The sequence below is a fragment of the Arsenicibacter rosenii genome (assembly GCF_001870735.1).
Taxonomy (GTDB): domain Bacteria; phylum Bacteroidota; class Bacteroidia; order Cytophagales; family Spirosomataceae; genus Arsenicibacter; species Arsenicibacter rosenii.
This window is the reverse complement of record NZ_MORL01000007.1, coordinates 111,558-132,661: the sequence shown is the minus strand read 5'-3', so window position 1 is coordinate 132,661 and position 21,104 is coordinate 111,558. Positions and strand designations below refer to the sequence as shown.

The 21,104-nt window shown below is 47.1% G+C and carries 19 protein-coding genes and 1 pseudogene; 14 read left to right on the top strand and 6 right to left on the bottom strand.

From position 1 onward, the window contains the following. Positions 1-78 precede the first annotated feature (78 nt). From BLX24_RS14990 to BLX24_RS14980, 3 genes are all read right to left on the bottom strand, one after another. Positions 79-1,458: a sensor histidine kinase gene (locus BLX24_RS14990; protein WP_071503967.1), complete on the bottom strand. Its 1,380-nt coding sequence runs from the start codon at positions 1,456-1,458 to the stop codon at positions 79-81. Next, positions 1,455-2,135: a response regulator gene (locus tag BLX24_RS14985; protein WP_071503966.1), complete on the bottom strand. Its 681-nt coding sequence runs from the start codon at positions 2,133-2,135 to the stop codon at positions 1,455-1,457. The genes BLX24_RS14990 and BLX24_RS14985 overlap by 4 nt, the downstream gene beginning before the upstream one ends. Positions 2,136-2,258: 123 nt before the next feature. After that, on the bottom strand, positions 2,259-4,847 hold the full coding sequence (locus BLX24_RS14980) for a glycosyl hydrolase (RefSeq protein ID WP_071504140.1): 2,589 nt from the start codon (positions 4,845-4,847) through the stop codon (positions 2,259-2,261). A gap of 209 nt (positions 4,848-5,056) precedes the next feature. Between BLX24_RS14980 and BLX24_RS14975 the strand changes: the two genes are divergently transcribed. The 9 genes and pseudogenes from BLX24_RS14975 (at position 5,057) to BLX24_RS33910 (ending at position 12,905) form a co-directional block, all read left to right on the top strand. Beyond that, on the top strand, positions 5,057-6,001 hold the full coding sequence (locus tag BLX24_RS14975) for a DUF8428 domain-containing protein (RefSeq protein WP_071503965.1): 945 nt from the start codon (positions 5,057-5,059) through the stop codon (positions 5,999-6,001). Between the two features lie 375 nt (positions 6,002-6,376). After that, complete coding sequence (locus tag BLX24_RS33400; protein ID WP_071503964.1) at positions 6,377-7,231, top strand: HNH endonuclease; 855 nt, start codon at positions 6,377-6,379, stop codon at positions 7,229-7,231. Positions 7,232-7,439: 208 nt separating this feature from the next. After that, entirely contained in the window at positions 7,440-7,829 is a 390-nt protein-coding gene (locus BLX24_RS14965) for a hypothetical protein (protein WP_071503963.1), read from the top strand. Positions 7,830-7,831: 2 nt separating this feature from the next. Then, positions 7,832-8,512, top strand: coding sequence for a hypothetical protein (locus BLX24_RS32160; protein WP_143092691.1), 681 nt, complete (start codon positions 7,832-7,834; stop codon positions 8,510-8,512). 240 nt (positions 8,513-8,752) lie between these two features. After that, on the top strand, positions 8,753-9,826 hold the full coding sequence (locus BLX24_RS14960) for an AAA family ATPase (RefSeq protein ID WP_071503962.1): 1,074 nt from the start codon (positions 8,753-8,755) through the stop codon (positions 9,824-9,826). Positions 9,827-9,834: 8 nt separating this feature from the next. Continuing rightward, the gene (locus BLX24_RS14955; RefSeq protein WP_071503961.1) at positions 9,835-10,383 is read left to right on the top strand and encodes a hypothetical protein; all 549 of its coding nucleotides are present in this window, start codon (positions 9,835-9,837) and stop codon (positions 10,381-10,383) included. Between the two features lie 360 nt (positions 10,384-10,743). Then, positions 10,744-11,454: a hypothetical protein gene (locus tag BLX24_RS14945; RefSeq protein WP_071503960.1), complete on the top strand. Its 711-nt coding sequence runs from the start codon at positions 10,744-10,746 to the stop codon at positions 11,452-11,454. Between the two features lie 354 nt (positions 11,455-11,808). Then, positions 11,809-12,596, top strand: a pseudogene (locus BLX24_RS14940) (lipid II flippase Amj family protein). Between the two features lie 180 nt (positions 12,597-12,776). After that, a complete protein-coding gene (locus BLX24_RS33910) occupies positions 12,777-12,905 on the top strand; it encodes a hypothetical protein (RefSeq protein ID WP_262482989.1) in 129 nt (42 codons plus the stop codon). Positions 12,906-13,179: 274 nt separating this feature from the next. Here the strand turns inward: BLX24_RS33910 and BLX24_RS14935 are convergent, their stop codons facing one another. Next, positions 13,180-13,554, bottom strand: coding sequence for a winged helix-turn-helix transcriptional regulator (locus tag BLX24_RS14935; protein WP_083421998.1), 375 nt, complete (start codon positions 13,552-13,554; stop codon positions 13,180-13,182). Between the two features lie 362 nt (positions 13,555-13,916). On the opposite strand from BLX24_RS14935, the gene BLX24_RS14930 reads away from it, so the two are divergent. After that, complete coding sequence (locus tag BLX24_RS14930; protein WP_071503959.1) at positions 13,917-14,288, top strand: VOC family protein; 372 nt, start codon at positions 13,917-13,919, stop codon at positions 14,286-14,288. Positions 14,289-14,552: 264 nt separating this feature from the next. On the opposite strand, the gene BLX24_RS14925 is transcribed toward BLX24_RS14930, so the two are convergent. Then, complete coding sequence (locus BLX24_RS14925; RefSeq protein ID WP_071503958.1) at positions 14,553-15,485, bottom strand: winged helix-turn-helix domain-containing protein; 933 nt, start codon at positions 15,483-15,485, stop codon at positions 14,553-14,555. Positions 15,486-15,645: 160 nt separating this feature from the next. Between BLX24_RS14925 and BLX24_RS14920 the strand changes: the two genes are divergently transcribed. Next, on the top strand, positions 15,646-16,188 hold the full coding sequence (locus BLX24_RS14920) for a hypothetical protein (RefSeq protein ID WP_071503957.1): 543 nt from the start codon (positions 15,646-15,648) through the stop codon (positions 16,186-16,188). A 205-nt stretch (positions 16,189-16,393) separates the two neighbouring features. On the opposite strand, the gene BLX24_RS33905 is transcribed toward BLX24_RS14920, so the two are convergent. Further along, on the bottom strand, positions 16,394-16,516 hold the full coding sequence (locus BLX24_RS33905; RefSeq protein ID WP_262482988.1) for a hypothetical protein: 123 nt from the start codon (positions 16,514-16,516) through the stop codon (positions 16,394-16,396). Between the two features lie 183 nt (positions 16,517-16,699). Here BLX24_RS33905 and BLX24_RS14915 point away from each other — a divergent pair, with 183 nt between their 5' ends. From BLX24_RS14915 to BLX24_RS14905, 3 genes are all read left to right on the top strand, one after another. Beyond that, the gene (locus tag BLX24_RS14915) at positions 16,700-17,320 is read left to right on the top strand and encodes a TVP38/TMEM64 family protein (RefSeq protein WP_071503956.1); all 621 of its coding nucleotides are present in this window, start codon (positions 16,700-16,702) and stop codon (positions 17,318-17,320) included. An 89-nt stretch (positions 17,321-17,409) separates the two neighbouring features. Continuing rightward, entirely contained in the window at positions 17,410-19,440 is a 2,031-nt protein-coding gene (locus BLX24_RS14910) for a hypothetical protein (RefSeq protein ID WP_071503955.1), read from the top strand. A 22-nt stretch (positions 19,441-19,462) separates the two neighbouring features. Further along, the gene (locus BLX24_RS14905) at positions 19,463-20,923 is read left to right on the top strand and encodes a hypothetical protein (RefSeq protein WP_071503954.1); all 1,461 of its coding nucleotides are present in this window, start codon (positions 19,463-19,465) and stop codon (positions 20,921-20,923) included. Positions 20,924-21,104 lie beyond the last annotated feature (181 nt).

Here is a 21,104-nt window from a genome sequence, read left to right as displayed (position 1 = left end):
TCCGGCTGTAGATGAACGACTTGGTACAAAGCACTACAAATCAGCTTAGACACTCCTGAACAAAGGCTTAGAATTTCATTAGAACGGGGCTGAATGGTAAAACTCGATGATAAATGAAGTAGGCTTTCCGGGAGCCGATTCGACCGTCAGTTTACCGCGATGCAGCCGGACAATCCGTTCTACCAGCGACAGACCGATGCCATAGCCGCTGGTCTGCGCCGTTTGCTGGCTCCGGTAAAACGGTTCAAAAATATAGGGCAGGTCATGGGCCGGAATAGGCTCGCCGTGATTCTGCACGTCAATCCGTACCGAGCTGTCTCCGACGCTAACATGAACCATCGCGGTATGGTCCGGCGAGAATTTACAGGCATTCTCCGTCAGGTTTTTCAGTGCTGTCCGGAGTAGCGAGGCATTGCCGGCCATGGTGAGCTGTTCAAAGTCCTCCTCGGGCAGGTTCTTAAACTGTATCCGCACCTGATAACGCGGGTTGATTTCCCTGACCATGTCCCGCACATCCCACACAATTTCGTCCATCCGGACCTTGTCGGTCAACAGACTATCGGCATCTTCCTCGTTTATTTTCGATAACTCAAGTAACGCTTTGGTCAAGGCCGACAGCGCACCGACATCGTCGAGGACCGACCGGATGGTCTGCACATACTGCTCCGGCTCCCGGCGACTCAGCAGGGAGACGTCGAGCTGCGACTGAATCTGCGTCAGCGGGTTTTTCAGCTCGTGCGAGACATTGGCCACAAACATCCGCTGCAGCCGGAATGACTCATCAATCCGGTCGAGGAGCTGGTTGATGGTCACCGATAGCCGGCCAATCTCATCATTTTCCTTTTTTAGTGGCAGGCGCTTGTGCCGGTTCTTCGGAAAAATGGCGTTCAGTTGCTTTGATATCCGCTTCATCGGTTGCAACGCATCGCCGGCATAAAGCCAGCCCGAAAACGCCACCAGCGCAATAATCAGGAAGAAAAAAATGATCAGCGCCCACCGCATCGTCCGCAGAAAATCGTCGCCATACAGATTTTCGGCACTGGCCAGGACCACATACTGACCCGTCGGTGTATCATACCGCACACCAGCTACGTAAAAGTACCGCCACCGGAACATCCGCCGGACCTGCTGCCGGATTTTATTGATTTCCCGAACCGGTATGCCTAAACGCAGGCCATCGTTGCTGGTAAAAAAAGGCGTATTCTGCGCATCGTAGATGGTAATTTTCTGGCTGGGGAGCTGATCGGCATGGAGCAGACTGAGTTTTTTCAGCGCCTTGTGGTCGTGGCCGTACATGACCAGTGCAGTACCGTAGGGTTTCGTCTTTTTCTCAAGCCGCCGGTTAAAATCGGAGGTGATAAAATACGCGGTAAACCAGTAAATACAGGCAAACGACACCGCCACGATGGCCGTCACCAGCCCCGTAAAGCGCAGGGTCAACCGGGTCCGGATCGTCATTCGTCTGCTTTTAACACATATCCCATACCAAACTGGGTATGAATCAGTTTGGTGGGGAAGTCACGGTCCAGTTTTTTGCGCAGGTAATTGATGTAGACTTCTACAACGTTGGTGCCGGTATCGAAATTCAGATCCCAGACCTGTTCGGCAATGTCGATTTTGGACAGTACACGCCCCTGATTACGCATGAGGTATTCCAGCAACGCAAACTCGCGGGCGGTCAGATCGATGTGCTGGCCATCGCGGGTGACGGTTTTGGCGTCGAGGTTCATTTCCAGCCCCGCATAGCTCAGCGTCTGGGCCGTCATGGTGACCTGCGTGCTGCGTTTGGTCAGGGAGCGTACCCGGGCCAGCAGCTCGGCAAACTGAAACGGTTTGGTGAGGTATTGATCGGCCCCGGCATCAAAACCGGTGACTTTATCTTCGGTTTCACCCAGCGCCGTCAGCAGCAGAATGGGGGTGGTCAGTCCTTTATTCCGCAGTTCTTTAATCAGCTCAAAGCCGTTTATACCCGGCAGAATAACATCGGTGATAATCAGGGCATAGTTATTTTTCAGGGCCAGTCGCTGGGCAATCAGGCCGTCGTAGGCAATATCAACCTCAAACTGACTCTCTTCCAGCCCCTGCCGGATGGCATTGAGGGTTTTGGGTTCGTCTTCAACCACTAAAATTTTCATACGTTGAGCAAATGGGATAAGCCTATAACCGAATTACCGGTAAATAGGTTGTTCGTTTTGCCCGACAAGATTGCAGGCTTTCGTGGTTAATCCTGCAATCCTGTCTGAAACAGCCCCTCTTACTTACTCATTGGCCAGCACGCGCACCGGCCCGAGCAGTCCCGACGGCATCGGCTCCCAGCGGGCCGCGTCGAACGGCTTGTAGGTGATGTCGACAATGTTAATATCGTAAAACTTCTTCCAGGCCGGTTGCTGTTTGTCGCGCAGGCGCATGTAGTTGGCCGACAGGTTGGTTACTTCAATCTTCAGTTGGTTGCCGGTCTGTTTCAGCCAGCCCGCCGGAATTTCCAGCTCAAACGGAATCGACCAGGCAAGACCGGCGTCGTGGCCGTTGATCCAGACACGGGCCGTTTCGCGGACATCGCCTAGGTCCAGGCGATAGATCGTTTTGGCTTGGGGGGCGGCGGGCAGGTCAAACGTGGTAGTATACATCGCCTTGCCGGAAAAATAGACTGCCGAGTCGCCGAGGGCAGGCCAGGAGGTCAGCTGCGCCAGCGAGCGCGTACCCGACAGCGCCGGCCGACCCGCACCGAACGACAGCGACCATGGGCCGCTCAGCTGTATCAGCGGGCGGAAGGTGGTCGTTTTCTGCACTTTCGGCAGAATTTCGGGAGTGCCCCACGCATCCGTGCTCACCAGACTGCTCAGAAAACACGACTGCCCCGGCAACAGCCGCAGCCAGACTTCGTCGCTCCTGTCCGGCGTTTTGCGGGTAATCAGCATTTCGGTTTTGTTGGTGAGCGGATCAAACCGCTGCGACACCGGCCGGTTTATGGGCACCCAACCCTCGGTAAACCGGTTGTTTAGGTTGGCGACGAAATACAGGGCTGCGTCATCGGCTTTTTTCCGGATAAACGACAGGCCGTTAGCCCCTAACGCTTCCGGCAGCACCTTTAGTCCCGTCAGCGTGGCCGGTACATCGGCAGCTACCCGAACGCCCGGGCGTTTGGCCAGAGCCTGCGCCATGGTTTTGACCAAAGCATTCCGGCGGGCCGCATCGCGGAAACCCGGTGCCTGCTGCGGCAGGTTTTTCTCAAAGACAATCGTAGCCCCCTGCCCCGCCAGCCGCGCCAGTTGCTGCATGGTTCCTTCGGGCATATACCGGCAGTCGGGCACCACAATCACCCGGTAGCTGCTCCCTTTCGACAAAATCCGGCCGTTGACCGCCCGTAATCCCGTCAGCTGCGCATCCGAAACGGCATCGAACGTAAAGCCCTGCTGCCGGAGCTGCTCACATAGTTTGCCGAACGGCTGCGGCGACAGCCACCGCTCCACATGGTGTACATCCAGTTGCTGAATGCCGCCCTGCGACTTGCCTGGCAGCGCCCAGATATCCTGCATCGGGAAATACACCAGCAGGTCGTTGTCGGGGCGGCTCGCCTGCAACCGTGCCTGCGAACGCTCCACGTAGGCGTTCAGCGCCGGGTATTCGTTCCAGAAGTGGGTCGACGGGCTATAGTTGGTCGAGGCGTAGAAAAGCCAGCCCGGCCACGCCTCACCGGGCGGCGAATAGGTGGTGCCGTGGTAAAAAATATGGTTGATCCCCGCCGTAAACAGCTCGTCGATCTGCGGTTTTATCTGCGACAGCGACACCTTGAAATGGTTGGCCAGCCAGGTCGTAGTCTCGGAGCTGACCAGCGGTTTGCCCAGCAGGTGCGCGGGCGACGACGCCAGTTTCATGGCCAGCACGCTGGGGTTACCGAAGCGGTCGGGTTCGTAATCGGGATCGACCCGGAGGCCGGGAATCGGAAATTTGCTGGTGCCGAACGATTCGGTTTCCGGAATATCGGCCAGGGCATACAGATCCAGCAGGTTACCCGGCGAGCCGTGGGCCTGATTGCGGGTCAGGTAGCCGTTCTGGCGTGCCCAGCCGGTCCAGGTAGTAGTAAACTGATCGAGCAACAGCTCGGCAATGGTCTGGTAATAATCCTGCCGTACCCGCACGCTGGCCTCGGCCATGGTGGTATCCAGAAACGCGGCTTGCTGGCTGTTGAGGTCGTAGCCGCGCCGCTTCCGGAATTCGGGCAGAAACTGGTCGGTCCAGTTGGCGCCGTAAATTTCGTAGGAGTCGTTATACATCGCCCGTGGCTTTTCGGCCAGCGGAATCAGGGTTGAGTCGAAGCGGGTCAGGTACTGCCGCACCGCCTGTTTGTCGAACGGGTCAACCACGAGCCCTGCCCCGCCGGGAGCCGGTCGTTTCACCTGCTGCCGGGTCGGTACGCTCGTCAGTTTGCCGTCGACCAGTTTCCACTGCTTCGCGCCCATTGCCGGTGTCACGTTGGGCCCGCCGAATGGCCAGCCGGTCCCCGTAGTCAGGTCGACACCGAGGCGTAAGCGTTTGGCTTCCTGCACCGTAAACTGAAAATGAGCCAGCCACTCCGGCCCGAGAAACGGCTTAAACTGATTTTCGTAGCCTTTTACCCCGTAAATCGGAATGATGTGTACGCCGCCCAGACCAGCTTTGGCAAACTGTTCGAGCTGATAGGTAATGCCCTCGCGGGTGACGGCACTGCCCATCCACCACCAGTAAGTCCACGGTTTGGCCGTGTTCAGCGGCTGCGCCGTGAGGGGTTGCGAAAAGGGCCGCACAAACGCAAACCCCGATAGCAGCAGGAAAAGAATAGCCTTTTTTCGGATTCGGGTCGTAACCATGGCAATCGCCTGATGAAGATGGGTTAAGTAAAAATTTGTGTAAACATAATCCAATACAGACGCTGAACTGTTATGCAGTTTCATGTACATCGCCTGGCAGTGTTACCTACACAAAAATCAAATTTTAATATATTTCTAAGCCGCTGAGTATGTTTGATCTACTCACAACTTGATATTCTTGTATCACTTTCAACCCTACCCTTACCACTATGGATTATTACACTGAACGAAAAACAGACGAAGAACAGGCCCCCGAAAAGCGCTCCCAGCGCTATGCCCTGCTGGCCCTGCTGCTGCTCCTGCTTGGCTCCCTGGGCTGGGGCATTTACCACTGGAACCAGGGCACCGAACTGAAAGCGGCCAACAACACCCTGACCAAGCAGGCCGACTCCTTGCTGACCACCAAAAAGACGCTGGAGCAGGAAGTCCGGACCATTTCCGGTCAGCTGGAAACGGTGCGTGACGAAAACAAATCGCTGAACGAGAACCTCGCCGGTCTGACCAATACGCTGGCCGAAAAAGACCGCGTGCTGACCCGGCTGAAAAAGGAAAACAACTCGCTGGGTTCGCTGAAAAAGCAGGTAAGCGAGCTACGGAAACTACGGGCAGCGCTGGCCGGACAGCTCAATACCCTGACAAACGATAATCAGCGGCTCGCCAGTGAAAACCAGCAGCTCCGCGAGAAAAACGACGCGTTGCTGGTCGAAAATCAAATCCTGAAAAGCAAACCCGAGAAGGTCGAAGAAAAGCCGAAAGCACCCGTGTTGCGGGCCAATTCCCTGCGCGTCGAAGTCATCCGCCGCCGCGACAAGCTGACGGTAAAGGCCCGCCGCGTGCGCAAAATTGCGGTTATTGTTGACCTTCCCGACGAACTGGCAGACGCATCGGCTGGCAAACAGACGATTTATGTCAGCCTGAAAGATATGGCCCAGCGCCCGCTGAAAGCCGAGGACAGCCGGCAAGTGACGGTCGATGCACCGGGGATTATGAACCCCGTCACCGTCCACATGAGCCAGGTGGTTGACGTCTCGAAAGCGGGGAAGCGGCTAACCTTCCCCTATGAGTTGAGCGAACGCCTGAAGTCAGGCATTTATTCTGCCGAGCTCTTTACAGACAAGGCCTTTCTGGGCCGAGTCGAGTTCCGGTTGCAGTAACGGTCACGGGCCTCTCCAATTGGGGAGGCCCGGATTTTTGGAGGGGGGGGGTATTATACCATTACGCCACACAGAGAGTTTGAAGAATTCCCAAAGCCGCTGAACGGGGTGTAAAAGTTATGTATGTTTTGAATTGTTCGTAAAGCAGTAAACTTGCTGACAATACAGAATACGCTACTCGCATTTTGTATTGTACAAGCTAACTACCTAAAGCCAAATAACCCTCATCCACCTCTATATCAGCCGCTTGCGTAGCAAATAAGTTGAAGATTCGGAAAACTTTGACAATTTCTTACTTTTGTCTTAGATAGGTGTAAGTTGCGCCTATTTGGGAGTTGTGGCTCATTTTAAAACGACCGATACGACAAAGACGAAATGATTGATTTTAATTGGAAATATGAAATTCAACAATGGACTGACAAGAAGCGGAAAATAAAACCGTTTCAAACAGACTTGGTTGACTTTTTTGAAACAGCCTTTAAAAACACAACATTTCCAGACAGAGCATTATTTGGGACAAATGATTACAGTATATCATTATTGACAGGTGGAATTTTCTTTGCAGCCTATACAAGAGAAGGTGTAATTTGGTTGCTTCTGGACAGACAATTTAAAGACATTCCAAATTCAGATAGCAAAATAGTTAAATCAACAAAGAACTTTTTGGAACCATTATTCTGGTTAGAAATAGAAAACTTGAATAACCTAAAAGCACTTATTGACAGACAAGATATTTGGGACAGTTTTAAGACTGCAACAGGAAGGATTTATGACAGTAAAATGGTGACTTCTTATAGAGGTCATATTGCAAAAAATAAAATTTCGCTTGCTGATTTTTACTCAAACGAACTTCAAAATATACCTTCAAAAACGGCTTACGAAATAGAAAAGAAACTTGAAGAAAAAGTTAAACAAGCAAGAAAACTATCACGTAAGAAAAGACAAGAAATATTATCAAAATCAAACCCAAAACCTACAAAGACAACTGTAAAACAAACTATTTTTAACAGAAATCAATACGTAATTGCAGAAGTTTTGGACAGGGCAAAAGGAATTTGTGAACGTTGCAATAAATCAGCACCGTTTATAAGAGACCTTGATAATTCACCTTATTTGGAGGTTCACCATAAAAAACCATTGGCAGAAGGTGGAGACGACACAGTAGAAAACGCAATTGCACTTTGCCCAAACTGCCATAGACACGCACATTATGGAAAGACATCTTACTGACAGACAAAGAAAAACGAACCGCTAACACGGGTTTTGCGTTAGGCGGGGTAACGTTCAAACTTTGAGCTTTGTGCCTTTAATAACCTTTTGTAATAAATTGAAACTTTGTGCTCCGAATCCCGCCCGATCGCAAAGCCCGAAACCGTTGGCGGCAAGTGTAACAAAGACTCCACTAATAGAAATAAAGCGACAATCTAAAATTTAAACGATGATAACACCAGAACAAGCAAACGAGATTAGAAATTTTCTGATTAAGGAGCTAAACAACAATGGCTTTGGCGACATCGTGACAGAAGTTAACACAAGACTTGAAGAAGAATATGAAGAAGAAAATTTCGAAAGACAGCCTCGTTATCTTTTAGATTTTTATCTAACTCAAAGCATTGAAGTTTTAGAAAATTTATCAAATAAAAATTTTCAAGAATTGATAAATCGCTTAAATGAGTTTACTAAAGGCGAAAAAAAAATTGAAACAATTAATGTTGAACTTTTAAATTCTGGAGAACAAGTCTATTATGACTTGAGTGAATTACCTAACTATGACAAAATTATTTCAACATTCCGAGAAATTTTACAAGAAATTCGAGAAGAAAATTAATTATGACAGCAGCAGACGTAGCTAGAATAAAAGGACAGATTACAGCAATACTTCAAGCGAATGCAGGTGTTTCTCCTGCAAGGATAACAAATCTTTTGCCGACAAGAAGTTTACAAGGCAAACTTTATGAAGCCCACGTTCTCGCAACTATAATTGAAAATTTAGTAACTCAAGAAGGGCTTCAAGTCACACTTATCGGTGGAAGTATTTTAACACTTCGTCAAAAGGGCGGACAAATCAATCGAGTTTATCCGTATTTTGAAGTAAGAAATGGAGGAGTGCTTTTCGGTGAGTTGTTTACTGATACATACTTTGCAACTATTAGCTATCAAATGCGTGGTGCACCACTTAGAAAAACAAACGGAGACTATCACGAACTTGACATTGCTTTACTTCAACCAAATCTAACAGGTTATCCTCAACATACAGATGTAATGTTAGCCGTTGAATGTAAAAATACTTCCATTAAAAAAAGTATTATAAGAGAATTATTGGGGTTTAGGCGAGAATTAGCTTTTTATACTGCTGCTATGCAACGGACACATTTTACTACCTATCCTACAAATCAAACTATGTCTAACCCAAATTCCGTTCATATGCTTTATTGTTCAGACATCCGAATAAACAGATACACTGCAAATTGTTTACAATTTGGAATTCTATTACAACATCACAGAATTTAAAGCAACGACTAAAACTCAAAGAATAAAACCAGCCGCCAACACGGGTTTTGCGTCAGGCGGGCTGACGTACAAACTTGAAGCTTTGTGCTTCTAATAAACTCTAGTAATAGTTTGAAACTTTGTGCTCCGAAGCCCGCCCGAACGCAAAGCCCAAAAACGTTGGTGGCAAGTGTAAAAAGACAGTGTAACAAGACTATGTGTAGTAAAATAAACTAAATTTGAAAACTGAAATAAACGAAAATGATAAGCTCAATAACAATAAAGAATTTTATGGCTCATTCGGAATTGAGCTTAAAAGACATTCCTTCTATCAATGTGATAATTGGAAAGAATGATACAGGTAAGACAGGATTGCTCAAACTTTTATATGCAACTGTTAAATCATTAGAAGTTTACAGTCTTAAATCGAAACAATCAGATGTAGTGTTTAAGAAAGAACTTTCAGACAAACTTCATGACACATTTATGCCACGTAAAAATGGACTTGGCGACTTAGTTCAAAAGGGTAGTAAAGAAAAACTTGATGTAAATATTACAATAGTTGGAAACAATGGAAAATATAAGCAGCCTATTTACTTCTCATTTGGAGATAGGACAGAGAAATCTATTACTACTTGCACTGAACACGTAGAACCATTGATAAATAGTTCAATAAATGCATTATTTGTTCCAGCTAAGGAAGTTTTAACCGCTTTTACTGACATTAGAAATATTAGAGAGAATTTTTATGGTGTCGGATTTGATGACACATATTTAGACTTAATCAAGGCTCTTAGCTTGGAAACGACAAAAGGGCGAGTTGCAACTGAACTTAGCCAAGTAAACAAGTCACTTGAAGACTTATTTGAAGGAAAAATAGAACAAACAGGGCAAAAAGAGCAACCATTCGTTTTTAAGAAAGGCAATCAACAGTTTGCAATGCAACAGACAGCAGAAGGGATTAAAAAAATAGGAATTCTGACGACTCTAATAACGAATCGTCAATTAGGTAAAGGAACAATTCTATTTATGGACGAGCCTGAAACTGCATTACACCCAGATGCAGTAAGACAAATGGTTGAAATGCTAGTTGCAATGAGTAAGGCGGGTGTTCAAATTTTTCTAGCCTCACATAGCTATTTTGTTATAAAACAGCTTGCTAATTGTGCAAAAAGAGACGATTTAAATGTTTGCTGTTGGAATTTAAAAAGAGAAATGGGAAAACCTGTAAGCAACTCTTTTCACGACTTAATTGATGGAGTTTTACCTTCCAATTCAATTATTGATGAAGCGCTTAAAATGTATGATGAAGAAATTAATATTGACCTAAAATAGTTTTTAAAATGCCGATTACAGAAAGTTCAATAACATTAAATTTTCCCGACAACAACTACTTTAGGTTATGTGATTGTGATGGCTATAAAGCTATTCAAAATAATTTCGCTGAAATGGATGTTTGTTGGTATGACCAAACAAGCGATACACTCTATATCATTGAATTGAAAAATTGGGAGAATAATACTCTTGCTGAAGAAAGTGACCCGAATTATACACCTGACGAGATTCAAAAAATGAAAGCAGGAATTTCAAATTATAGAATAGAAAATCTTCTAAAAAAGTCTGTTGACACGACTTGTATGTTTATGTCAATTTTACTCGGTAAGGTAAACGGCAATAAAATTCAACAATGTTCGCCTTTTACGATTTCAAATAACACTACAATCAAGCTATTATCAATTATTAATTGGGCAGACATTGATAGCACATACATTTCAAATATAAACACCCAATACAAATCAAAATTTAATTCATACGCAAAGTTGTTTGACATAAAAACTTTTTTGGTTTTACCTAAGAACAAGGCGACTCAATTATTCACTTGGATAAGCTAAGAACAATAAAAACACCAGCCACCAACAGGCGTTTGGCTCAATGGCGGGTGACGTGGTTAATTGAACATTCTACCTCGCATCAACATTTATAGTGTGTTGACAGTTTAGTGCTCCGAATCCGCCACTGCGCCAAGCGCCAAAACGTTATGCGTCACCAATGGAAACAGTGCGACAATTGAAAAATCTTATCATTGTCAAAACATTTTGTGAAAGTTTTTTTCTTAACTTTGCAACAGAGTTGTAGCTCAGCAAGGTTAGAGCACTCGGTAACGCCGAGAGGTCGCAGGTTCGATTCCTGCCGGCTAATGCACTCCTAACAGGACTTCGTTAGCCGGCACAATTGGTCAAAATTTTTAAACTATGCCACACGCTGACACATACAAATTTTTTCAAGCATACGTAACTAACGTTCGCGATTTTCTATCGGCTGAGACAGAAATTAGAAGAATAATTAATAGGTCTTTAAAGACAGGCAAAAGATTAACTGCATCCGTTCAGACAAAAGTTTACGCTTTGCTTTACTCGACATATTCCGAAGCGAGTTTTATGAAAATGATTTTAACTCCTCACGGTTTTGACCAGCCATTTGTAGACGAAATTCTTCGACAAGAAAGTATCCAAGAGAAATGGTTAAAGTGCCTTGAGCTTGCTTTTCGAAAATTTTCGAAACAGGCTAAGGGTTCAGAGATTCCAAATAAAGCTCTAGAACTGAAAAGAATAATTCAGAAATTTATTGTTGACCCAAGTATAATTAGAAATAAAATTGCTCACGGTCAATTGACAGTTGCACTCAATAGTAAGAATACAAATCTTAATCTAACAATTACAAATCAACTCGACAATCTAGACTTCGTAACTATTTACAGATGGTTTGAGATAAATAAACAGTTGTGTAGCATTATTGAAGACTTAATAGAATCACCTGACAAAGCACATCATAATTACTACTATTCAAAATATCAATCTTTAGAAGCGTTTATTGTAAAAACAAATTCTTGGACAGTTGAGACTAAATTGAAGACGAAAAGTATGACCAAAATTGTAATTCGGAATGGAACGATAAATTCCTGACTTTACTAACCAAATAGACGACAAGGAAATTTGGCAACCGCATAACATCGGTTTGGCGATATGGCGGCTGACAGAATTCTAATGAACATTTGTGCTAAAAATCCGCCACATCGCCAAACCAAAAAACGTTACCAGCAATGCCCAGTTCTCGCTCGTCTGAGAGGAGTGAAGAATATTTGGAAGGGCGGCTGTAGACAGCTCCCACCCATTTAATAATTCATGCCAATCCAACTTACCGATTAGAGAACATCTCTCCAATATTTAGAAAGTATGAAAAATGGGGCTCTCTAGTCAAATCCCCCGTCCGAACGCCCCGCTCCAAACCGTTAGCAACAACGCAAACAGACACCAACAATGACGACACAAATCGTAATCGTAGTACTGCTGACATTTGTAATCAACCTGATTACGACACTATCCTATTCGGTTAGAATAGTCGATATCCGGACAGGACGGATTGCTATTTCCTTTGCCTTGTTTACTATTCTTGTTCTTGTGTCGAGGACAGCAAACGGTTTCCAGGCACCGCTTCTGGCAAAAACCGTTGAGAATGACATTAAAATCGGTGTATACGACAACCTTGAGACGTTTCGGCTTATCATTCTTTCCTGTACCATTGCTACACTTATCGGAGCCTTTCTCATTCCGACATTTCAACGGGTTTTGTCGAAAGCGGTAGTTAATTTCAGCGTTCATAAATCAATGGGAAAGCTCATACTGCATGGCTTTTCAAAAACAGGTATTCTGTACTTTAAGGACAATTTGACCATTCCGCACAAAGACAATATTGCACAACTAAAAATCGACAGCGAATTTCCCTGGCGAATCTTCATTTTAAACATTTTTGCCGTTGCGATCCTGACAATTGGTGTTTTATCTGCTGTTTATGCTTCCTATCTGAATCCTGACTACCGAACAACAGCGAGTAACTTGTCGGCTTTTATTAATGGTTTTGCGACAATTCTGATGTTTGCCTTTATAGACCCTCATTTATCAGCCATGACAGATGATGTAACATTGGGGCAACGTTCAGGAAATATATTGTGTATATGACCATAGCCCGACTGTTCGGGACAATGCTGGCGCAAGTATTCTTTTTACCAGGTGCTCAGTTATTAGCGTGGACAGCAACACACATTTAGGCTAAAGAGAATGCCCGCACGGGCGTAGATCGAACAACGCCCAAAGCAGGAAACCCAGGTCCCTGTGAACTACCCTCGCACCATTTTCTGTTCATGGCAACAGGATGTAGCTTTTCTGATGCTGAACATTTTCCGATTTGGTCAGAAATTGCTAATATGAATGCCAAATGACTTTAGTGTATGGAACTTAAACAGGAAATCGTGCAGATTGTAGATAAGCTGCCCGACGATGTTCCGGAAGACCTATTGCAATACCTTCGCCAGGTAGAAAAAAAACTGCTGATAAAATGCGTCTTTCACTCAACCTAAACACAATTTTGACAGAAGACCGGAAACTGCTTGAAAAGCTGGCGAAATGATAGACTACCAGGAGGTTCTTGCTATTCATCAAGTATTGTATTGATACAGGAGTTTGGTGGCTCGCCAGGTGTCAGCGATGAAAATGGGCTGAAATCAGCCCTCTAACGACCGTTCAGTGGTTTTGGTGCAACTGAATTTTATCCTGGTCCTGAAGAAAAAGCAGGTGCCATTAGTGCCATACCCGCCTTTTTGCGGCCCTCGATAGCTCCTTATACCAAACTACCTATTGCTTCTTTATTCTGTATTCTTCTCCCCACTTAGCCATTGATAGCATTATTGGCGACAGCGTAAGTCCAAACTCGGTTAGAGTGTATTCAACCCTGGGTGGAATTTCAGCATAAATTTTCCGGCAAATTATACCATCATGTTCCAGTTCGCGAAGTTGTGAAGTGAGCATTGATTGAGTAATCCCTTTAACACTTCGTTTCAATTCTCCAAATCTTGCAGGCGAGGTATGATAGATGGCATTAATTAAAATTGCTTTCCATTTTCCCCCTAAAACTTGCATTGTTGCCGTTACCGGACAAGAATTTTCATCAAAAATCATTTTTTCTCCAGACTTATATTCTTGGTTTTCAACAATAGTATTATTTTTCATACTAACACATTTTTAACATCCTGGTTGTTTTATTTAGCTTAACCCTGCAAATTTGAAGTACAAAAATAATTAAAAATTAAAATCAATTCAAAATAGACAATTTTATGTTTTTTATTCTGAGGCGGTGATACTCAAAAACCCAATACCTTAGCATCAAAAGAAACTATAGAATACATTCAATCATGGACGAACCGGATGCAAGTCCCTGATCAACAAGGAATTCCTGCAGGCGGAGCACCTATTCAACCAACCGGCAAACAGGTAAACGAAAAAACAAAGTCAGGATAGATTGAGCATCTTTTTTGGCGTTAGTCCATTCAATACTACAACGAAAAAACATAAACAATTAACTTTTAATAAACATGGTAAATACGCTAAACTGGTTTGAAATCCCGGCAACAGATTTTGCCAGAGCAAAAGCATTTTATGCTACAGTATTAGATGCCCAAATTAATATCGATCCTAATCCAAATATGCAATATGCTTATTTACCGTCTGACTCGCTAAAAGGGGGATTTGGCGGGGCAATTGGTTGCGGTGAAAACTTTGTTCCTTCAATGACCGGCACAACTGTTTACTTAGATGGCGGAAATGATCTTTCAGTTCCATTAGGCAGAGTAGAAAGTGCCGGTGGTAAAGTAATTCTGCCGAAAACTGCAATTGGAAACAATGGATTTATTGCACTGTTTATAGATACAGAAGGCAACAAGGTAGGTTTCCATTCAATTGGATAGTACAAAATTCTTCTGCATGTTTGTAAAATAGCCGATAGAAGTGTTACCATGACCTTCGGCAATGCCCGCGGCGGCGAACCGCGCCCGCCCGTAGACTGATTTAGGTCAAGAACAGCTTACGGGCGGGAGATTCTTCCTGATATGTGTCAAGGCTCCGGCCGCCGGGCACTATATGTGATCAATGGCGGAATTGATTCAAAGCCGGTTGGAGACCGGTTAACGCACGGACGTAGGTCAATCTACACTCAACGGAGACTCCCCTCTTCACGAACCAACCTCAAGCCGATACCCTTTACCGCGTATAACGGCAATACTGATTGTTGGGTCCGGTTCGAGTTTTTTTCTGAGTTTGGAGATAAACATATCCAGACTGCGGCCTACGATAACCCCTTCATCTTCCCATATCTCTTTCTGCAGCCGGCTTCGCTCGATCACCTCGTTTGGCGTCAGCGCAAACATGCGCAGCACGCGGGTTTCCGTTTTGGTCAGCTCGGTGGCCGTTTCATTGAGCAGAAGCTTACGCGCCTCCGCGTCGAACGTCATCGTTCCCAACGTAAACACATCGGCAGACAGATGCCGCAATCCGGCACGATGTTCCTCCGGGATAGCCGGCTGCTTTTCGGGCGCAACACGTTGCGGTTTGGCAGGCCTCAGCAAAAGATATCCCATAACGGCCACTAACGCCAGGATACCCGGCAGATACGCGTTCCCGGCGATATTACTTTCCGCAGACCGAAACCTGATGTTTATCCGGTAAAACGCTTTGGGCTGCTTTCTGCCCAGACAAGAGATAATATCATCTTTTTTATTACCGGACACAGCGAATCCATACGCTACCCCGGCATCGCCCCCATGCAGTACCTTAACCACATACTCCCCTGCCAGTGGATCTTTGGCCAGCCAATGGCGGGTCGTCTTTACCAGGAAGTCGGGCCGAAACGTAAAGGCCTTCTCAAAACTGATCTGGTATTCATTGCCGGCGATCTTTTTTACCGGAAGCACCCGTGATGTGCTGTCGCCGGACTGAAGCAGTAGTTCATGTCCGATCCGGCGCAGTAAAATTTCCCGTTTGTCAACGTCAACGTCATCCGTGCCGGTCATGCTGAACGCCACGCAGAGTACAGAAACAAACGTGAGTAAGACCAGACCTGCAAGGCGCTTTCGGCTGACTGGCAATATATTTCTGTTAACAAGCATAGTGTCAGGAAATTATTTACAAAGTTTACACGATTATTTACAATCCGGGGGCCTCCGTTTGCACACCACCCGTGTATGTTTGTTGCACAAACGTTACCATATCTTCACCGGATTTGATCTGTCAGACGATTGCGTTACGTTGTTTAAAACTACAAAAAATATGAAAAAGGGTATCTATGCACTGATCGTAGTGCCGGTTCTGGTAAGCGGACTGGTACTGGCTAATCACGGATTCAGCAATGAACCGTCTGAAAAAGCAACCGCAAAACCGCTCACTGCTGCTGAGCGGAAAACGGCACGGGAAAAATGGGAGGCTACACCTGAAGGGATAACGTTCGTAAACTGGAAAGCGTCTCCCGCAGGGAAAAAGGTGCTTGCCGGTGCGGCTAAACTAAGAAACCCGATCCGTGATTCGAGCAACATGGAGGCAGTTGTCTCGTCACTTTCGCTTCCGCCGGGTTCACGGTTAGGTTTCGGCGTGATGGTCCGGATTGACGGTGAGGAGTATATTCTTAGTTTCGGGCCGGAGCAATCCGGCGAATTCAGGCAACTGCATAGCCTGAAGGTTAATGACAAAATCCGTATCAAAAGCCATGCTGTCTCGTACGCACCCAAGTATGCCTATCCAATCGTAGCGGGCGACTATGTAGCGCGGGACGGCAAACTACTTTACAAACGCGCCCCCCGCAAAGGTGGTTGCTGAGTAAAGCGTGTGGCCCTTACTGCTACCTTTACCACAGCCGCACGGGCGTAGGTTAACCTACGCCCGTACGTTAGCCGGTCGGAGACCGGCTAATTATCTGAAAACGATCAGGAGCTACTAACTCCTTAGTTCCACACACGCAATTACACATGTCCCCGGCACCCCGCCTGTCAGCACCGGGAGAATACCCATAAATCTCTTCCCCTTACAATACCGACGCCGGCAGCCCCGGCAATACCACGCTACCCGGCGCGGCCGGAAACACCTTTTCGGCACCCGGCAGTCCGCAGGTCCGGTCAGGTCCTTGTCGGCCAGGCCGGTGGGTCATCGCCAAACAGGTACTTAGTAAAACTAAACCATTTATATATTTACTTATAAAAATTATTTACGACTATACATAAATAGTATATTTTTTTATCTCTAATTTTATATAATCATTGAAAAAATACATATAAGAATCTTTTATAATTAGTAGTGTATTACTTCATTAGTTTCACCATTTAATGTAAACATGAAAAAACTACTATCTGCACTAGGGATAACCTTCCTGATTTTTCTGGTTTCATTTCTCCTGTTAAGTAACGTTGGGATCGATTATGATGGTCCTATACGCCAGTTGCATCTACTCGATCCACTGCAGGCTATGGGTATAAGCATAGGCTTGCTGAGTCTGGATGTGGTTTTACCGATTCCATCAAGTTTATTGCTGCTGGGTAACGGAATGCTTTTCGGCTGGTTTTCGGGAATGCTGGTTTCCTTAACTGGTGTCATGGCCTCGTCTATTCTTGGTTTCTATCTGGGCCGAAGCAGCCGACAGTACATCAACAGGCGTCTTAGCCCCGAAACGCAGTTACGTGTGCAGGCGTTTTGCCGGCAATACGGGGTTATTGCGATTGTAATTTCCAGACCCATCCCGCTCCTTTCCGAAACAATCAGCTTGTGGGCCGGCATTAGTGGTGTCTCCTTCTCCGGAATGGTCATCTACTCGCTGCTGGGACACCTTCCTGCCTGCTTACTGTTTGCCCTGGCCGGCGCGTTTGCCACTAACTTCCAGCAAGCGCTTCTGGCTTTTATACTCGTCATGATCGTATCTGGTTTGTGCTGGAAGTGGGGGCAACGTTGGCAAGACTGACCTCCCCTTTATCACATCTATAAGCGATACCCCGCCTTTCTATTACCCTGCCTTTATATTCCTTTTCTTATTCTTAAACCTTTATCCATATGAGTATTTTTAATTTCCCGCGCATCAACATCAAAGGGTTGATGGCTGTCAATGTCGGCACGGCCAATAATGACGACTATTCCAATGACGTATTCCCCCCCGGAAGTCAATATGCAGGGCAGCCTGTCCGCCTGGCCGACTCCGTTAACGTTCAGCCCCTTATGTATGGCATGACCGACGACGAATGGATTACCTGGGTACAGACCAAGGGAACCTTCAGCGATCCGCCGGCAAAGACAACCGCGCTGCAAATGGCCCGTAGCGAGGGCAGTACAGCCACAGCCGATGCTCCTACATACCTCATTCCTGCTGAATGGAACTTTTATGGCGATATGGGCCTGACGATGATGGGCGTTGCGGTGCAGGGGGTAACGGATCCGGACAAGATCATTCCGGACTACCTGCTCAGCGAGCTGCAAACCGCTACGCTTTCGTTTAACAACCGCCCGGACCAAACAGGGCGCAGCACCGGAATGCTCATCGACATCAACCCGGAAGACCCCAGTAACTCGCAAATCTTCGCCGATTTCCTCTCACTGCAGTCGGGAAACAGCTTTCTTTTTTCGGGCAAACCCAGTAAGGCGATCACACGCTGGATTAATTTTCAGCGAAACGTGAATCTGACGGGACCCAATGGAGCGGCGGCATCTTTCCAGTGTGTTATTCCGCTCAGCGAGCTGCAGGGGCAACCTATTCTCGATGGTATGCCAAACCGGTCACCGTCAGGGCAACCATTGGCAGGGGTTGTCTGCCGGATGGTTATGTTCCGGTCTATGCAGGGAATCAATACGTTTAACTATCCGGGCGACACGTGGTTCGATCAGATTGAAGCCCTGTATGCGAAAAAGGGGCTGAATCCTACCTACGTTCAGCTTCAGGGAACGATAGCTCCCTGGTTTGAGGGGGAAATGAAGTCGGCGCCGACGGGGCGTTACCTGATCCCGGGCACCAATACGATACCGGTTCCGGCCGGCTGCCGGGCCAATGGGCCCGCCGTTGCCCTGGCACCGGCTATTGCCACCATCGACCCGGTAAACTACGTCGTCTCCATTGATCTGTCGGCCAGTCTACCCGAAAAGTATGCAGGTTCGTATGACCCCATGGAGACCAGTACCAACCCTAAATACGATTTCGGCACCTTATGCCTTGATATTGTGTATCAGGGCAATACAACCACAATTGCGTCTATTCCGTACACGGATATGGATAACGACAAGACAGGCTGGCTGTTCGACTTCCCTTTCGACGCCGGCCTGCTGACAGCCATACAGGATGGAACGCTGGCAATAAGCAGCCCAACCTACGGAACGTTGCTGTACGAATCGATATACTACGTCGTATCCGACCAATCGGGGGTGTATGCCGAGCAGGATACCACCGTAGCCACAACCAGCCAGTTCAGGGACTATGGGGCCGATACGACAGAAATTTCGTTTACGGTTTTCCGCAAAGGAGCCATCGACACCAACACACCGCTGGCGCTGTGGTACTATGATACAACGCCGAATCAGCAACCCGGCAACCGGCAACCGCTGATGCTGCCGTACACATCCGGCCAACCCATTTCGCTCCCCGTCGATAGTCCCGGGAACCGCCTGATAACGGCCGTACCGGCCACCTACTCACTGCCGCCACTTTCCTACGGGCAATTCAGTCTGCTGACATTTCCGATTATCAATATCCGGATACTACCCAATAACGTCGACTATAGTCAGTACTATGTCAATCCGGAGGACCCGCAACCGGTTGGTAATGAGCTCCTGACGTTTGATGTCATTTACAACGAAGTACTGAGAAACTATTACCTGCTGTACCCGGCCATGAGTATGCGTATTCCGCTCAATGACCCGACGTATTGGAACGATGCCGAAATGGCCGGCCGGCTTATGCAACGCATCAGCCTTGACTACTGGGCCCTGTCGGAAGCCATGCCACGTACGCGCGACCTCTCTGCCTCCCGGCGAACCCTGCTGACGGCCTGGTGCCTGAAGTTTTTCGGGAATACCAACGCTCCTTCACCAGTTGTTTAACCACTCAATCCGATCAAGCATCATGAAATCCTGTTTAAGCATCCTGCTGGCGGTCGTACTGACCGTAGCGAATCAGGCTTTTGCGCAGAACGCCAAAACAAAGCGCAGGCCCGCAACCACCAGCGTGCTGTCGGCTACGACAGCCGCTAACCAGAATACAGGCCGTATTTTCAGTCAGAAAGCGACCAATGTGCCTGCGTCAGCCCCCTTTTCGATCCAGATGTCTGCGATAAGCTGGACCGGAGCGCCTACCCTGCAATCGTATGCGATGGGTCAGTTTCAAGGCTATCTGCTCCTGATAGGTGGCCGGACAAATGGTTTTCACGGCACGTCTGATAATGAAAGCACCTTCCCGACCAAATACAGCAATACCAATATGTTTGTGCTGGATGTAGCTAATCAGAAGGTCTGGAGTTTGCCCGTCCCGGCTGCGGTCAAAGGTCAGTTATCCAGCTCCAACATGGAGTATGAGCAGGATGGTAACGTGTTGTATTGTATCGGTGGCTACGGCTCCAGCTGTGGCAACGATTCGGCCGCCTGCTATCAGACCTTCCCGACCCTCACGGCCATTAATGTGCCCAACGCAATCAATGCCATTCAAAGCAACAACCCGGGCGCATTAGCGGCCAGTATTCTAGCTGTCACCGATGAACGGATGCGCATTACGGGCGGCTCGCTCCACAAGCTGGGAAACTGGTTTTACCTCGTTATGGGGCATAATTATAATACTCAGTACAGAGGAGGCGTTACGGGTATTTACTCGCAGCAAGTCCGCAGGTTTCAGATCGGCAACACCGGCAGTAGCCTGTCTATTCAGAATTACCAGGCGTATAACGCTCCATGGAGCGGTGCTTTTCTGTCGGATCAGTTTCATCGGCGCGACCTGAATGTAGTTGAAACTGTGATGCCTGATAATACTACCGGTCTGACCGTATACGGTGGGGTATTCACGCAGCAGTCAGGCGCGTATCTTAACCCGATCTATATGTTCCAGACACCTGCCGGCAGCCCTTATTTTGGTATTGATACAACGTATAAACAGTCCTTTAACCTGTACGACTGTGCGCACATCGGGCTCTATTCGTCACGCACCCGCCAGATGATGACATCCTTGCTGGGAGGTATTACCTTTTATTACTATGACAAAAAAGGCAAACTTGAAGAAAGTAACCTGCTGAATTTCATGCCATTCAGCAATTGGGCCACAACTATTGTCCGAAACGCTGACTTTACAACCTATGAAATTCCTCAGCAAACCCCAACTTTACCCGGCTATATCGGGTCTGATGCTGTGTTCATCCCGGCGACCAATACACCGATTTATCCCGGTACGAAGGGGATTATCGACTACGATAAACTGGGTTCGGGACGCATATTGCTGGGATGGGTGTATGGGGGCATCGTTGCTACGGCCCCGCAAAGCAGTGAATTCAACCCCACATTTGCCAATAATAAACTATACGAAGTATATCTGAACCGATGAGCTGAACGTGTTGGCCAAACACTGAAAGGCACACCAGCAATTCAGACCTCCATCCGGCACGGCTCTCCCTGACAAACCAGTAGCGGTGCCGGATGGAGGTCGGGTCTGTCCGAACGTAATCAGATGAGAAATTTATGCCGGAATATTTCTCATCTGATTACGTATAAAAAGTGACTACTCC